A 15,366-nucleotide genomic window follows, 5' to 3' on the forward strand; every position below is an offset into this window, starting at 1 on the left:
ATCTCGTTGGCGTCTCTGTTGCAGGCTCAGACGTGTGCTGGTGTCACCAGTTTGCGTGCAGCGTCGACGATGTCGGCGGCGCGTGGCAATACCGCGGCTTGCAGGACGGGCGCTGAGGGCATGCGTAGATCGTTGAGGCCTATCCGGGAAACCGGCGCGGCCAGGATGTCGAAATGCCGTTCGGTGATGTGGGCGGCAATCTCGGCACCGAAACCTGCGGTGAGATTGGCTTCGTGTGCGACCACGACACGTCCGCCGGCGGCGCGCACGACGTCCGCGATCGCTGCGTCGTCGAGGGGACGCAACCACCTCAGATCGAGCACGGACGCGTGAATGCCGTTGAGCGCTAGATCATCAGCAGCCGAGAGCGCTTCGTGCAGCATGGAGCCCCAGGTGATGATCGCCAGATCGGAGCCGTCACGGTGCTTGCGTGCGCCGGCCGCTGCCTGCACCTCGCCACCGGCTGTCACCGATCCCGTTTCTTGGTAGAGGCTGCGGTGTTCGATGAGGATTGTCGGGTCGGGGTCGGCGATGGCTGCGCGGGTCATGGAATATGCGTCCTGGGCGGTGGCGGGCAAGCCGACCTTGATGCCCGGGATGTGCGCCAGAATGGCCTCGATGCTCTGCGAGTGCTGAGCGCACGATCCGGGCGTGACACCTTGCTGCATGCGCACGACCATCGGGGCGGTGAGCCGTGAGCGGCTGACGTACCGCACATTGGCTGCTTGGTTGATGATCTGATCGAGCGCGACGAAGAGAAAGTCGGCCCACATGATTTCCACGACCGGGCGCATCCCCTCCATGGCCGCGCCAACAGCGGCGCCCAGGATCGCCGCTTCGGCGATCGGAGTGTCGAAGATGCGACGCTCTCCGTAGTCTTTCTGCAGACCGCGAGTCACGCCGAAGATGCCGCCGGCAAATCCGACGTCTTCGCCCCAGATGGCGACCTCGGGGCGGTTGTCCATCTCCGTGCGCAGTGCGAGGTTGATTGCCCGCAAGTAGCTGAGCTCTTTGGCCGGTTCCACTGGGCTTGTCGGCCTTGTGTCGCTGGTTGTGTCGGGTGCCAGCACGTGCGTGTAGACGTCGGCGACGACGGGGTCCGGCGCGGTTCGTACACGCTGGGCGATGGAGTCGATGAGTTTGTAGACCTGCTCGTCGATATCGTCGATCTCATCCTCGGTCAGTGCGCCTTCGTCGAGGGCACGCAGGATCAGTCGGGGGAGTGGGTCAGCGGCTCGGGCGGCGTCAGCGTCCGCCTCGGGGCGGTAGTGCTGGATGTCCTTGTTGTAATGTCCCGACAGTCGGGAGGTCTTGCATTCCAGAAGAATTGGGCCCTCGCCGGATCGGCACTTCGCCGCGGCCGCCCCGACCGCCTCGTACACCGCGAAGGGGTCGTTGCCGTCCACGACGTGGCTTTCGATGCCGAGCCCGTGGCTGCGCTCGGCCAGATCGGGCACCCGGTTGATTCCGGAAATGGCGGTCATCTCGGCCCAGCCGTTGTTCTCGCACAAGAAAATGACCGGCAGATTGCGTGCCGCAGCAAAGATCATGCCTTCGGTCGTCGCGCCCTGATTCATGGCGCCATCGCCGACCGAGGTCACCACGACGCGATTGGTACCCAGGTACTGGGAGGCCAACGCCACTCCATCAGCGATCGGAACGCCGGCTCCGACAATGGAGTTCTCACCGAGGAATCCGTGGTCGGGATCGCTCAGCAAGGGGGAGCCGGCTCGGCCGCCGTTAACTCCGTTGCCGCGCTGCGCAATTTCGGCCATCAATGCTTCTGGGTCGGTGCCGCACGCCAAGGCCCAGCCGTGTCCTCGATAGGTCGACAGCACCCGATCTTGTTCCTGCAGAGCAGCAAGGGCTCCGACGGGAATGGCCTCCTGGCCAAGGCACAGATGGATTGAACCAGCGATGACGCCTTCACGGCCGAGATCGAGGATCTGTTCTTCGAACCGGCGGATGAGGGCCATCTGCCGATAGGCCTGCGCCGCAGAAAAAGGATGAGTACTCACAGTGGACTCCTGGGTGGTCGGTTCGGCCCGTTCTGGGCCGGCGGTTTCAGGCGAAGGTCAAGATGGCTCGACCGCGGACCCGGCCGTTGGCGAGGTCGGCGACGGCCTGGTTGATGTCCTGCAGTGCGTAGCGGTCGGTCACCAGCGCCTGCACGTCGATGTCACCGGCTTCGCACCATTGCGCCAGCATGGGAATCTCGCTGCCGATATCGGCCGGCACACCGAGGCTGGCCGTGGCTGTCTTCTGCCCGATCAGAAGGTCGCGCGCGGAAATGCCGACACCGGGGGCCGGCACGCCGACCACCACCAGCTGTCCACCCCGTGAGCTTCCGAGGATGCCGCGACGAACGGCCGACAACGCGGTATCTAACGTCGATTGCTTTGCGACGCAGTCGAAAACGAAATCGGCACCAGCGGGCTGGTCCGGCCGTGAGGTGAGATCGAGCAGTGCAGGCAGGGGATCGCTGTCGGCGGCGTTGACGGTGTGCGTCGCGCCGAAATCGCGGGCGAGGGCGAGCTTGTCCTGCGAGACATCGACGGCCACGATAAGCCCGGCCCGCGACCGGCGCGCCGCAGCGATCGCAGAAAGCCCGACGCCGCCTGCGCCCCAAACGATCACGCTGGCTCCGGCGGGCACCTGGGCCGTGCGCACCACCGCCGAAGCGCCAGTGAGCACAGCGCATCCCAGAACCGCTGCCGCGTCACTGGCCACGGCGTCGCTGATCCGCACGGCGTATCGCTGATCGACCAGGCTGTGGGTGCCCCAGGTGAACACCATTTCGTCGGTGGTGGCGTATTCACCGTTGCGCAGCGTCGCCCCAGCGCGCCAGGGGCTGCCCTGGCCCGGTCGCGGGACCCATGACACCGAGACCGCATCGCCAGGTTCGACGGCTACGACATCGGGGCCGACTGCCTCGACGATGCCGCATGCCTCATGGCCAAGAAAGTACGTCGTATCGCGGCGGGCACGGATCTCGTGTAACTGGCTGTGACAAACACCGGCGCCCAAGTTGCGGATCAGTACCTGACCCGGTCCTGGGTCAGGCAGATCGACGGTTTCGATGGCCAGGTCATTCGTGCCTGCGCGCAGCACGGCCGCGTGGGCTTCAGTGGGCATGTTCGGTGTCCCATCCCTTGGTGATGGCGGAATGCGGCCGAGATGCCGCCGCTCATCAGGCAGACTAGCATCGCATCAACATAAGATGTAATACATAAAATAGTGATGCCACAACGGTGCTGGAGTGGATAGCTGGGCGTTCCAATGCATCACTATTTTATGTCTTCCATAGCATTGTGAGGCGGTGATAGTGTGCCTGCTCACACCGCCGGATATCGTTTCGGTTGGCACTATCAGGTGAGGAAATAAACATGGTCACCGCCGGTCAAACATCGACGTCGTCACCACCGCGCAAGCTCATGGGCACGATGACCCTGGCCCTCATGGTGGTGGCGATGGCCTCGCCGGTCGGGGTGGTGGTGGGAACAGTTCCCCTCATGCTCGGTGTCGGTAACGGCATCGGCACACCGGGCGCCTTCGTTCTCGTCGGAGTTGTGCTGGTGATCTTCGCGTTCGGGTATGCAGCGATCGCGCAGGCCCTGCCCGCCGCCGGAGGCTTCTTCGGCTTCATCCGCGCCGGACTCGGAACCCGCGCCGGCGTTGCAGCAGGATTCGTCGCCACCACCGCTTACGCCGTCATCACAGTTTTCGTCGCCGCCCTGCTGTCCTATTTTGTGAGCACCTTTTTCCGCACGCGGCTCGGCCTTGGCTTGGACTGGTCCCTATGGGCGGTCGGGTTCGTCGCGATCGCCGCGGTGTTGATGTTCTTCGGCGTGAAGGAAAGTGCACTAGTCACCGCATGTTTTCTGACTGTCGAATTCATCATTCTCGGTGCGTTGGCCATCGCCGTGGTGATCCGGCAGGGCCCGTCTGCATTTCCCTTGGCCAGCTTCTCGCCGGCCCAGATCTTCAGCGGATCTCCTGGATTCGCGCTCGCGCTGGCGTTTTTGTGTTTCGTCGGCTTCGAGGTCACCGCGGTGTTTACCAACCACGTCCGGCGCCCGGAGAAAACCATCGGCCGTGCCACCATGATCGGTGTCATCATCTTGTTCACTGTCTTTGCGACCGGTGCCTGGGTGGTCTTGGCGGGCGTGGGTGCGGACAAAGCGATCACCATCGCCCAGGGGCCTGATTCGGGACAGTTGGTACCCATGGTCGCCAGCGCCAACCTCGGGTCGTGGATGGGCCTGACTTTCGAAATCGTCCTGATGACGAGCCTTTTCGCCACATTGATCGTGGTATTCAACACCACGGCGCAGTACGCCCTGAACATGTCGCGCACGCTGGCGCCCTCGTGGCGTCTGGCCCGGGTTCATCCGAAGCACGGCTCGCCGGCCAATGCTGGCATCACGCTGGCCGTCATCCTGGCCGCGGTCCTGATCGGGTGCCGCATCGCTCAACTAGATCCGTACCTGCAGGTGGCGGCGATCCTCGGAGTGCTGGGCTCGGTGGCGATCTTCGCCCTCGAGATCATGTGCGCGGTGGCCATCTTCGTCTTCTTCAGACGGAGCCATGACCGCCGGTGGTGGACGACCACCCTGTCGCCGCTAACCGCGGCGATCGCCCTCATCGTGTTCCTGGCGATCGTGCTGAGCAACTTCGCCGGACTGACAGGTTCCACGTCGGCGATCGTGGCGTGGTCACCGCTGATCTATGTCGTGGTCGCTGTCATCGGATGGTTTGTCGGGACGACGCATCCCGGCACGGGTGAAGATGGACTTCACCCCGCGTCCGAGGAGACGGCCACTGACAGCCACGTGAAGGAGTCCACCGATGCCCAGTAACAGCACTGACTACGCCCATCGGCAGAACGGCGTAGCGCCTGTTGGCACCCAAGCGCGACGGGAGGCTGCGGAGAAACTTGAGCAGTGGAAGACCCGTCGGGTGCGGGTCGAGTTCATCGACACCGACGGTCGGCTACGCGGCAAATACGTCACTGTGGACAAGGCGTTGTCGCTGGGCGGCATCGGGCTTCCCGAGTTCTTCTACGCGCTGAGCGTCGATGACGGCGCCTACGACGTCCCGATCGCCACCCCCGATCACGGGTTCCCCGACTTCTTCGCGCTGCCGGACTGGTCGACGCTGCGCCAAGCTCCGCTGGAAGACGGTGTGGCAGCGGTCATCTGCGATGTTCAGACTAAAGCCGGTCAGCCGGTGCAGTTCGACGGTCGCTCCGCGCTGCGGCGCACCTGTACCCGATTGGCTGAGGCGGGATTCGACGCCCTGATCGGGGTCGAGTTGGAGTTCTATCTCTATCGCGTCGAAGATGCCCAGACCGCCCGCCCCGAACAGCTGCCTGGCCGTTTACGTCCGGTAGGGCACACCCGCCAGACCCTCAGCGTCCATCGCTGGCCCGATCATGGCGAGTTCATCACCGAACTCGATGCTGTCCTGTGCGCCTACGGCATCGAAGTCGAAGCATTCTCCACTGAACTCGGCTACGGGATGCTGGAAGCCGCGTTGTCGCCGGTGCCGCCACTGCAGGCTGCCGACAACGCCGCGCGTTTCAAACAGGCCTGCAAGGACGTAGCGCGACGCCACGGCATGATCGCCAGCTTCGTGGCCAAGCCCGATATGCAGCAGGAAGGCGTCGGCGCCCACTTGCATCAGAGCTTGTTGCGGGACGGCAGCAACGTCTTCTGCCCCGAGGACGGCACAAGTACAGGAATGTCGGAGTTGTTCCGTCACTACGTGGGCGGCGTTGTGGCCACCGCCGGCGAAGTGTCGGTCTTCCAATGCCCGTACGCGAACTCCTACCGCAGGCTCGACCCGAAGTTCTTCGCGCCGGTCAACATCAGTTGGGGTATCGACAACCGGGCGGCGTGCCTGCGGGTCATCACCGACTCGCGGTCGGCGACCCGGCTGGAGCACCGCCGCGGCGGAGCCGACTTCCACCCCTACCTGTCGATCGCAGCCAGCCTCGATGGGGGTCTGCACGGCATTCTGCATCGCATCGAGCCTCCGCAGGCGTCGACGGGCGCGGCTTACGCCGACACCCAAGCTCGTCTTTTTCCCGCCACACTTCGGGAAGCTGCTGCGGCGCTCGATAATTCGGCATTGGCGCGACTGTGGTACGGCGACGACTTCGTCGATCACTATGCCGCGTCACGCGTGTCGGAGGCGTCCACGTATGAGTCCCTGCGCGACGGATACGTCCCTGAGTGGGAGCTCGCGCGCTACCTCGAAGTGACCTAGTGCCTGCAGCGTCGCGGGCCACCAATCAGTAAGGAATATCGTGCAACCAACCGAATCGTCGTGCACTGTCGTCTCGTCGGGGACGGCGCTGTGAAGCCCCTGATCGGCATCACCGGGCGCCGCCTGGCGGCCGGCAGTGTGCACAGCTATCACCCGCGGTTCCAGGATCTTCACCTGGATGTCTACTGGTCCGACAATGGGCGCCGGGTCCACGAGGCCGGCGGTATTCCGGTCCTGCTGCCGTTCGAATCGGCCGAGTCCGGCGTCATCGACCGACTCGACGGACTTCTCATCACCGGCGGCCAAGACGTTCACCCCGATCTATGGGGCGGCGATCCCAGCATTGTTGATGCGCAGGCGGATCCACGTCGCGATGCCAACGTCCACGACTATGAACGCGACGTCTACGAGATTGCGCTCATTCGTGCCGCCGTGCGGCGCCACCTCCCCGTGCTCGGAATATGTCGCGGAAACCAGGTGCTCAACATCGCGCTGGGCGGCACCCTCGTCGCGGATGTGCCGATCGACACCATCGTCCACGCCGCCGAGGAACCGCCGCCGACTCCCGGGCACGACAATCACATCGTGTCATTCGTCGATTCTTCCCTCGCGCGGTCCATCTACGGTCCGTCGGCGCGGACGAACTCACTGCATCATCAGGCCGTGAAAGACTGTGGGACTGGGCTTATCGCCTCCGGTCGCACCGCAGACGGAAGTATCGAAGCCATTGAAATGCCTGGGCAGCCGGTACTGGGCGTGCAATGGCACCCCGAGTGGCATATGACGCTGGACCCGGTGTTCGTGTGGCTGATCGACGCCGCACGCACGTATCGCGGATCCAACCCGGCCGGTAACACTCTGGAACCCGCCACATCGGAAACGGGATAAAAACCAGGTGCCCGGCGTCGAAGGGATTAGTACTCGGCGCCGGGCACATCGACCCTGACCATCAGAACGGCCGCACCCCGTCCTTCGGGATCGATCTCGTCCAGGGCCGGCCCGGCGGTGATGAACAGACTCCTGCCGTCGGCGCCGCCGAGAACCGCCGAGTAGGCGGTGTAAGGGCCCGTGTCGATGTGATCGACGATCTGTCCGCCCTCGGCCAGACACCACACGCCAGAACCGGCGGCATCGGCCACCCACAAGTGTCCGGCCGCATTCAGGGTGATGCCATCGGTAATCATCAGGACATGTTTCCGCGCCTCAGATACTGTCGCGGCGATTCTCGGTCGTCCGAAGTTAGCCCACAGCCGGCGATTTCGCAGTGAGCCGTCAGCGCTCACGTCCCATGCGCTGATTCGGCCGGCGAACGATTCAGCGAGTAAAAGCTCTCGGCCATCGGGGGAGACGACGACACCGTTGGGGGTCACCACATCGGTGGCGGCGACTGTCACTGTGCCGTCGGGGTCACAACGCACCAGCACGGTGGGTTGCAGCGGTTGCAGCGGGCCATCGTTGCCGATGTACGCCCGCCCTGCGGCGTCCACCCACATGTCATTGGCCAGCCCCGGACAGTACTCGCCCAGCTCGGCCACCACTTCCAGCGAGCCTTCGCGCAGCCGTAGCAGCCGGCGCTCGATCATGGATACGACGAGGAGCTCGCCCGCCGGGGTAAAGCCCAAACCCGAAGGCTGGCCGGGTACCACGCACACTGTCTGGAAGCCAGATTCGTCCCAGCGGTGTACCTGATGCGTGTAGAAGTCCGAAAACCACAGCGCGCCTTCATGCCAGCGCGGTGCCTCTGTGAAAGAGAAACCATCACCGATGATCTCGAACATGAGCCTCGTGTCCTTGTGTCAATCGGCCATGAACGATGCTGACCGGACGACGTTGCGGGTAACCGCTTCAGGCCGGTACACCACGCCCAATCCCGGCGCGGTAGGGGCCAGGAACCGGCCATCAACCACCGCAGGCTCGGCGTAGTGAAGGAATCGATCGACGAAATCGAAGTCGTCGTTTGGCGGAAACATCTCCACCGGGCTCTCGGTCTGCATCACCATGGCGGCGTGGCGATGAGTCTCGGGGTAAACATGAAGAGAAACAGGTACATTGGCGCGTGCCGCGAGGTCGCTGACGCCGCTGAGGCCGCCCACGGTCGTCGAGTCTGCACGCAGGACGTCGACGGCCGATTGGTTCAGCAATTGATGAAGCTCACCCGGCGATGCCTCGTCGCCCGCGGCGATCGGCAGTGGAGCCGATGCGCGCAGTGCTGCCATATCTGCTGCAGCGCAGGAGGGTAGGGGATCTTCAACCCAAGTGACACCGTAGGGCTGCCAGCTGCCGATGGCGTCGGCGATCTCGGAAACGTCGCGCCCGGCGAATCCCAGATCGAGCACGACAGCGAGTTCGTCGGCGGGTACGAGGTCTCGGATCGCGCGGAGCAAACGCGTTGTTGAATCGTCGTGAAAACTCGCGGCAATCTTGATTGATCGAAAGCCCTTGTCCCGCCACTGCACGAGGCGGCGCGCCATCACCTGATCACTTTCGCCGTCCCGGCGGTAACCGGCCACCAGCAGCGCGGGCTGGGATGAACTGGTGCGTCCCAGTAGTTCCCAAGTGGGTACTTGTCGAAGCTGCCCGGCGAGGTCCCAGGCGCAGTTGTCCAGGACGGCCTGCGCCCGTTGCTCGGCAGAGGTCCCCCGAGCGCGCTCCTCTCGGGCGAACAGGCTCGTCAGATTCCTGCCGAGGACGTACTGCGTAACCGATTCTGCTGCTGCCCCAATGGGCTGACCCCGGGTGAGCACATAGCCGGTGCCGACGATTCCGTTCTCCAGCGTGACCTGCATGACGAGATATTCCCTCGTCGCGATTTTGCGGCCAGCCAGCGCCAACGGGGGGTCCATCTCAAAGCGAAGCTCATCGATCCGGGTGCTCGCCACCCGAATATCCAGGAGTGCCTCGTCGATGATCACCAGTCAGCGATCCACCACGTAGGCGGTGGCTTCGATCTCGACCAACAGATCCGGGTGCAGGAACTCGAGACCCCCGACACAGGAACTGGTGGGCAGATGTTCACCAAATACCTCTGCATGCGCCCGGCCGGCCTCGCGCCAGTCCTCGATATTGCGGACGAACACCCGAGTGCGCACGATATCCGCCTTCGTGCCACCGAGTTCCTCGACTGCGGCGAGTACGACCGACAATGCGTACGCGGTTTGAGCGTAGAGGTCGCCGACGCCTTCGATGGTGCCGTCTGGCTTGCCCGCTGTGGTCCCACCGACCTCAATCAACGGCCCGATACGGGTGGCTCGCGAATACGCCCACTGCGCCACCCACGGCGCCTTGGCGACGACTCGTCTCATTGTGCAAGCTCCTTCGCTGAATCCTTGGTGATGTTGAATCCGCCATCGACAGGTACGACCGTGCCTGTCATGAACGAAGATTGATCGGACAACAAGAAAGTGATGACCGCGGCGATCTCGGCGGCATCGGCGACGCGACCGAGAGCGTGACGGTCGGCCACCTCTTCGAGTGGTTTGACTCCTGCGGGACGTCGACCTTCTGCCATCAGAGGAGAGTCGACTGATCCCGGCGCGACGGCGTTGACGCGGATATCCCACCGCGCCCATTCCACCGCCAGAGTGCGTGTCAACGCCTCCACGCTGGCCTTGGCGATGGGATAGGGCAGCCGGCCGGGCCAACCGAAAGTGGACGCCACCGAACTCACGTTGACAATCGCGCCGGGGGTTCCAGCCGAGATCCACGACTGGGCGGCAGCTTGCGCGGTGAAGAGCGATCCAGCGACGTGGACGTCGAACAAGCGATGCAGGTCCGCCAACGTGAGATCAAGGCTCGGCTTGGCCAAGAGCGTGCCGGCGCAGTTGACAACCCCGGCGATCGGCCCAGATTCAGTGACCGTGCGCACCGCAGCTGCCACTGCATCGCGGTCAGATACATTGCACGACAAGATAATAAGACGCTGTTCCCCGTACTGCCGAGTAAGGGCCTCGATGACACCCGGGTCCGGGTTCAGGTCCAGGACAGCGCAGCTGTCCGCACCACCGTCGAGGAGTGTCCTGACAGTCGCAAGGCCGATGCCACTGGCACCGCCTGTCACGAGCACTGTCCCATGGCCTGCACCAATTGACATATCCACTCTCTTTCGCGGTGGGCGCTTCCAAGCGCCTCCTGGACCAGAAGCGAGCTGGTCGCCAAACATGGGTCGCGCGGCGGTGAGCCGAACCAGCGCACGGTCGCCGTGATTCGGTGCTTCCTGAACGCTACCGCGACACTACCCATACGTAGTACTGTGATGCAATACATCAAATAAAGATAATAAAGACGAACGCGGCGTCGCTGCCGACGTTGGGAGCTGTATCAGAATGTTACGGTCAACGTAAGATAATTCGAGAGATGGGGTGACGGTGGCTGAGGGAGAGTACAGAATTCAGTCCTTGGCGCGAGGGCTTGCGATCGTGTCCGAAATCGCGATCAGCGACGGCGAGCTGACAGCGGCCGAGCTGAGCCGCCGGATCGGCGTCTCGACGCAAACCACGTACCACCTCCTGCATACGCTCCGCCAAATCGGTTACGTGGAACAGGATTCGAGTCAACGCTATCGACTCGGCAGGGCGATCCCTGCGCTCATCGACGGATACAAGAGGCAGTTCTCGCCGCCCGAGGCGGTGATCAGGCTGCTGCGCAAGCTCAAAGACGCAACGGGTGAGACCTGTTCTCTGTCGGCGTGGTCAGGAGATGATGTCGAGCTCATCGCGCAGGAGCCAGGTGACCATACGATTCGCGTGGCTGACATCCAGGTCGGTCAGCGAGGTGCGCTGCATGCCCGCGCAGCGGGAAAGATTCTGCTGGCACGGGCGGACCCGGAGAAACGCCAACGGGCCCTGGACAACCTGACCCTGAAGAAGTTCACCGAACACACCATTACTCGGCGCGCCAAGCTGGAACAGGAACTGGCGCGCGCCGCTGACAACGGGTGGGCGATGGACGACGAGGAATTCAGTGTTGGACTCACCTGTGTGGCCGCCTGCCTCGATCACAACGGAACCGACTTCGCCCTGGCGATCCTTGCTCCGACAGATCGCTTGAAGGAAAACTCAGATGACTACCTGGCCGCACTTCTCGACGTGACGAGTGGTCAAGGATCCAGACGAAATGGGTAACGGACCGCGCAGCGCGGTCATCACCGGCGCCGCCTCTGGTATCGGCCTGGCGACCGCCATGCGACTCGCCTCAGACGGTTGGGCGCTGGCGTGTGTCGACATGAACGAGCCTGCCCTGCATCGGCTGACTGAACAGTTGGCGGCCGGCGGTCACCCGGCGGTTGCCATACCGGGCGATGTCTCTGACAGAACAATCCACCAACAAGCATGCGCCGCGGCGAGTGAGCTCGCACCGCTCGGCGCCTGGGTAGGTGTCGCCGGGGTGGCCAGCGACTTCGAACTCACCACCGCGTCCGAAGCGGACATCCGAACGATGATCGACATCAATCAGCTGGGGATGCTCTGGGGTGCAATCGAAGCCCTCCGGGTATGGGAAACGACTGGCAAATCCGGCGCGATAGTCGTCACGTCTTCTGTGCACGCTCGGCATGCAGCGTCGGGCTCTGGTGTTTACGAGATGACCAAGGCGGCGATCGAGGCACTCATCCGCAACATCGCAGTCACGTACGGCGGCAGGGGAATTCGAGCTGTCGCGGTGGCGCCCGGAGCCATCTCTACGCCGGCGCTCCAGGCGTCTTTCGCGACTGCTGCAAATCCTGAGGCTGCGCGGATTCGCCTAGAACGACAGGCCCCGCTGAATCGGCTCGGTGAGACGGACGAAGTCGCAGCCGCGATAGCGTTTCTCGTCTCACCAGATGCCGCCTACATATCAGGCACGACGCTGACGGTGGACGGAGCAATGTCCTCAGTCCTCATACTGCCCGCGACAGACCCGGACGCAGTCCGTGCGCGTTGAGCATGCGGCGTCACGTGTCTCTCAGGCCCTCGCTCTTTCACCCCTTAATCGCGACAGTTGGGCACAAGATTTGGGAACAAAGGCTCTGCGAAACCCCCTATGAGAGTTGGGATCGAGCGCTACCGCCCGGAGGCCAATTGATCTGTGCCCAACAGCCGCTACGTCCTTGCCATCTCCGGTGATTCGAACGCCAACGTTGGGAGCAGAAGCCACTGCTCGGGCGCCGACCGGATGAGATCTTCCAACATCTCGATTGCTATTTCTGCGACCGCGTCGAGATCCGGTGTTGTTGTGGGCGATTCGATCTGAATAGCTTCGGCATACTCGACCCTGACCTCGGTGTCAGTGACTCGCCTACATACCGCTGGCAGGAGCATTGTGCCATGGCGGGCAGCGAGGCGGAGCCATCCCGTCGACATCGCCCGTGCACGGCCGAACAGACACACCTGCTGTGTGGAAACGTCTCTGTAGGCGAAATCGGCATATGTGCAGTAGATTCCACCGCGATCCAGTGTGCTCTCGATCTGCTGCCTGACGCGGCCGCGTCGTGGATCGGCGACGTCGATGCGGGGTTGTGGAACGTCGTCGGCGAATACCTCGTGTCCAAAGACGATAGCTTCTCGTTGTTCGGCCAGAGTGTTCACAACCGAAAGAGCATCTGCCATCGGCAGCGTCATCGGAGCGACTAAGACCGTGGGTCGCCCGAGCGTTTCGTTTCTGTACGTGTCGCCAGTCATTGTGAGGGTGAGTGCGTCGGCCCGGTCGCCGAGTGCCTCTCGCTTGGCGCACCACAGCCGGTGGTGGTACCAATCCTCAAGGTTGGCGTTCACCAGTTGGGCAGCTTCCCGCATCTTTACCCCATCGCGGTAGCCGTCCTCAGCTAACAAACGTCGTGCGACGGTGGCGATATCCATCGATGCCAGCAATTCGCGACCTGTCGGATCCTCAATCAGGGTGCTCAGCGACGTTTCCAGGCTACGAGGCATCAGTGGAAATCGTTGATAGGTAACGGCGCAGCGGCCCACCAGGTACAACCAGCTGGTCGGCAATGCGGTCGAAGGCGTTGAGTGCCAGTGCGCATTCAAGATCTGGGATGGCATTCAAGTGAGGTGCGCGCGCCAGGCAGCCGCCGCCGCACACGCCCCACCACACGCATTCGGCGCAACGTGTCGAGCACAGGTCGCGCCCACGAATCGAATTGGCCGTTGAGGACTTTCGTGCGTCATCAAGAGAGTCGGTACCCATTTTGCCGAGCCCAGCCAGTGGGCCACGGGTGTCGATACAGTCGCACGCCTCGATGGTGCCGTCGGCGGATATCGAGAGTAGGTCTCGACCTGCGCCGCATTCAGGTCGCATGCACATGTTCGTACCGGGACCGTGAAGGAAATTGTCCGTGTACTTCACGATGGGGCGCACTGGGAATCCCTCGAATTCGCCATGCAAGACAGCGTCGAAGAGTTCGTTCCAGGCCGCGACCAACACAGCTGGGTCGGGTGCCAGTTCTTCGGCTGCCTGCCGGCCCCGACCGATTGGTTGAAAGAGCGACCACTCCCACGACGCCATCCCGAGATCACGGAAATGACGGCACACATCTGTCAGCTGGTCCTGGTTGGCGACCGTGATCGTCGACAGGACCCCACACGACTTCACGAAGTCTGGAAATCGAGCTAATGACTGAGCGAAGTCCCGATACGTCCCGCTGCCATTCCGGTAGATCCGCAGACGATCGTGGATTTCGGCAGGGCCATCCACCGATACACCCCAAACAATGTCGTGTTGCCACGAGAAGTCACGGATACGGTCGGACAATCGGGACATGTTGGTTTGGCCGACGAAGCGCAGGCGCTTCTTTTCATCGGCGGCGAGTTCCTCACCCGCCTGGACTATCTCTTCGACACGTGCCCACACCAGCATCGGTTCACCGCCGTGCAGGATGACCTGAAGACTGCTGTCACACAAAGCGAGGCCCTGGCGGATGGCATCCGTAGCGACGTCCACTTCGATAGCAGATCCACCCGCGGTCTCGAAGTCATAGCAATAGGTACACGCATGGTTGCAATGCGCGGTGAGCTTGAGGATGAGTGTGTTCAGGGAATCGAAGTGGCGCTCTGAGCCGACCACTCCGACCTCGTGCTCGATCAGGGTGGTACGCAGATTTCGGATTGGTTCCCGCAACTCGCCGGGCTCGTGCCATCTATCGATTAGCGGCAACAACTTTGCCCAGTCCTGGTTGAGCGCAACCCAGCGGCCTGAGACGCGGTCCATCACGAGGGTGCTTTCGCCGCGCTCCTGGCACCGCAACCGGGAAATGTCCAGTCGGTCCGGTCGGAGTTGCAACTCTACGGATGGAGTCATCCGCCGACGTGGTCGTCGCCCTGAAGCTCGACGACCTGGAAGTGCGACTCCAGATGACCGCGTGCGATGGATTCCGGAAGCACCCCAGGCGTGATGCCGTAATCCTCGGCCACGGGATCGGTGTAATCGTCAATACGCTGGCGTGACCCGCAGCACGCGCGGGTCCACTGCGCCCACACTGTGGTGTCGCCCGCGATCTGTCCGAGCGCCACAGCATTGACACCGACGAAACGATTCTCCCCAGCCAGATCCAACGCACGATCCGCCAATCCAGCGACATGGCGCTCGATCTCTTCCTTCGGCATCTCCGTCACACGCATTGAAGCAGGAGCATTGAGACGAACAACTTTGGCCATTGTGTTACTCCCCGAATGAATGCACGTTCCCCGCGAACTTGTGCTAAGTGCGACCGTACGCCGCACTCTGAAGACAGGCAAGAAGTGATGTTGATTCATATTCGTCGGACTTCGGTAGCGGGCGCGTTACCGAGTGCGGGTCCGAAAACTGCTGGGGCATAGTAGAGTTCGTCGTGATCGCGACGACTCACTGCTCGACGGCATAGGCGACGAGATGCTGATTCGGACCGGCTGTGCGCAATGAACTTTCAGCACGTGGGGTTGATGTATGTAATCGCTACGGAATGTTGAAGGCGACTCGGTCGGCACCGCCCTCGTCGTATTCCTTTGTCTGACGGTACGGTGAGTGGCAGCCCCAAGAATGAGTAGTCTCCTACTCTAATTTTCCGCCGGTCGTCCATGTCGTACTCGATACCGCCCTCGCCGCACTCGATGACGGTGGGTTGAGCAGAATGAGTGTCGGGCCAAG

Annotated in this window: 14 protein-coding genes; 5 read left to right on the plus strand and 9 right to left on the minus strand. The window is 62.8% G+C overall.

The window, feature by feature from the left end; all coding sequences use genetic code 11:
* Positions 1-26: 26 nt before the first annotated feature.
* Positions 27-2,018, minus strand: a complete 1,992-nt coding sequence (locus tag G6N38_RS18800) for an alpha-ketoacid dehydrogenase subunit alpha/beta (RefSeq protein WP_220101370.1) — start codon at positions 2,016-2,018, stop codon at positions 27-29.
* Between the two features lie 46 nt (positions 2,019-2,064).
* Entirely contained in the window at positions 2,065-3,135 is a 1,071-nt protein-coding gene (locus G6N38_RS18805; RefSeq protein ID WP_163749583.1) for a zinc-binding dehydrogenase, read from the minus strand.
* Between the two features lie 251 nt (positions 3,136-3,386).
* Between G6N38_RS18805 and G6N38_RS18810 the strand changes: the two genes are divergently transcribed.
* The 3 genes from G6N38_RS18810 (at position 3,387) to G6N38_RS18820 (ending at position 7,158) form a co-directional block, all read left to right on the plus strand.
* Complete coding sequence (locus G6N38_RS18810; RefSeq protein WP_163749584.1) at positions 3,387-4,859, plus strand: APC family permease; 1,473 nt, start codon at positions 3,387-3,389, stop codon at positions 4,857-4,859.
* A complete protein-coding gene (locus tag G6N38_RS18815) occupies positions 4,849-6,270 on the plus strand; it encodes a glutamine synthetase family protein (protein ID WP_163749585.1) in 1,422 nt (473 codons plus the stop codon). Before G6N38_RS18810 ends, G6N38_RS18815 begins: the two co-directional genes overlap by 11 nt.
* A gap of 90 nt (positions 6,271-6,360) precedes the next feature.
* A complete protein-coding gene (locus G6N38_RS18820) occupies positions 6,361-7,158 on the plus strand; it encodes a gamma-glutamyl-gamma-aminobutyrate hydrolase family protein (RefSeq protein ID WP_163749586.1) in 798 nt (265 codons plus the stop codon).
* A 26-nt stretch (positions 7,159-7,184) separates the two neighbouring features.
* Here the strand turns inward: G6N38_RS18820 and G6N38_RS18825 are convergent, their stop codons facing one another.
* From G6N38_RS18825 to G6N38_RS18840, 4 genes are read right to left on the minus strand one after another with little or no spacing between them, the layout of a single operon-like run.
* Positions 7,185-8,048: an SMP-30/gluconolactonase/LRE family protein gene (locus G6N38_RS18825; protein WP_163749587.1), complete on the minus strand. Its 864-nt coding sequence runs from the start codon at positions 8,046-8,048 to the stop codon at positions 7,185-7,187.
* An 18-nt stretch (positions 8,049-8,066) separates the two neighbouring features.
* Complete coding sequence (locus G6N38_RS18830) at positions 8,067-9,182, minus strand: enolase C-terminal domain-like protein (RefSeq protein ID WP_163749588.1); 1,116 nt, start codon at positions 9,180-9,182, stop codon at positions 8,067-8,069.
* A 3-nt stretch (positions 9,183-9,185) separates the two neighbouring features.
* The gene (locus G6N38_RS18835) at positions 9,186-9,572 is read right to left on the minus strand and encodes a Rid family hydrolase (RefSeq protein ID WP_163749589.1); all 387 of its coding nucleotides are present in this window, start codon (positions 9,570-9,572) and stop codon (positions 9,186-9,188) included.
* Entirely contained in the window at positions 9,569-10,360 is a 792-nt protein-coding gene (locus tag G6N38_RS18840) for an SDR family NAD(P)-dependent oxidoreductase (RefSeq protein WP_163749590.1), read from the minus strand. The genes G6N38_RS18835 and G6N38_RS18840 overlap by 4 nt, the downstream gene beginning before the upstream one ends.
* A gap of 325 nt (positions 10,361-10,685) precedes the next feature.
* Here G6N38_RS18840 and G6N38_RS18845 point away from each other — a divergent pair, with 325 nt between their 5' ends.
* The gene (locus G6N38_RS18845) at positions 10,686-11,390 is read left to right on the plus strand and encodes an IclR family transcriptional regulator (RefSeq protein WP_163749591.1); all 705 of its coding nucleotides are present in this window, start codon (positions 10,686-10,688) and stop codon (positions 11,388-11,390) included.
* Positions 11,383-12,186 carry an SDR family NAD(P)-dependent oxidoreductase gene (locus G6N38_RS18850; protein WP_163749592.1) on the plus strand — a complete coding sequence of 268 codons (804 nt, stop codon included), beginning with the start codon at positions 11,383-11,385 and terminating at the stop codon, positions 12,184-12,186. Before G6N38_RS18845 ends, G6N38_RS18850 begins: the two co-directional genes overlap by 8 nt.
* A gap of 158 nt (positions 12,187-12,344) precedes the next feature.
* On the opposite strand, the gene G6N38_RS18855 is transcribed toward G6N38_RS18850, so the two are convergent.
* The 3 genes from G6N38_RS18855 to G6N38_RS18865 all read right to left on the minus strand — a co-directional run bounded on the left by G6N38_RS18855 (position 12,345) and on the right by G6N38_RS18865 (position 14,897).
* On the minus strand, positions 12,345-13,100 hold the full coding sequence (locus tag G6N38_RS18855; protein ID WP_163749593.1) for an LpxL/LpxP family acyltransferase: 756 nt from the start codon (positions 13,098-13,100) through the stop codon (positions 12,345-12,347).
* Between the two features lie 61 nt (positions 13,101-13,161).
* Entirely contained in the window at positions 13,162-14,451 is a 1,290-nt protein-coding gene (locus G6N38_RS18860) for a radical SAM/SPASM domain-containing protein (RefSeq protein ID WP_246228047.1), read from the minus strand.
* Positions 14,452-14,537: 86 nt separating this feature from the next.
* A complete protein-coding gene (locus G6N38_RS18865) occupies positions 14,538-14,897 on the minus strand; it encodes a hypothetical protein (protein WP_163749595.1) in 360 nt (119 codons plus the stop codon).
* Between the last annotated feature and the right edge of the window lie 469 nt (positions 14,898-15,366).

The organism is Mycolicibacterium helvum, from assembly GCF_010731895.1.
GTDB classification, from domain to species: Bacteria; Actinomycetota; Actinomycetes; order Mycobacteriales; family Mycobacteriaceae; genus Mycobacterium; species Mycobacterium helvum.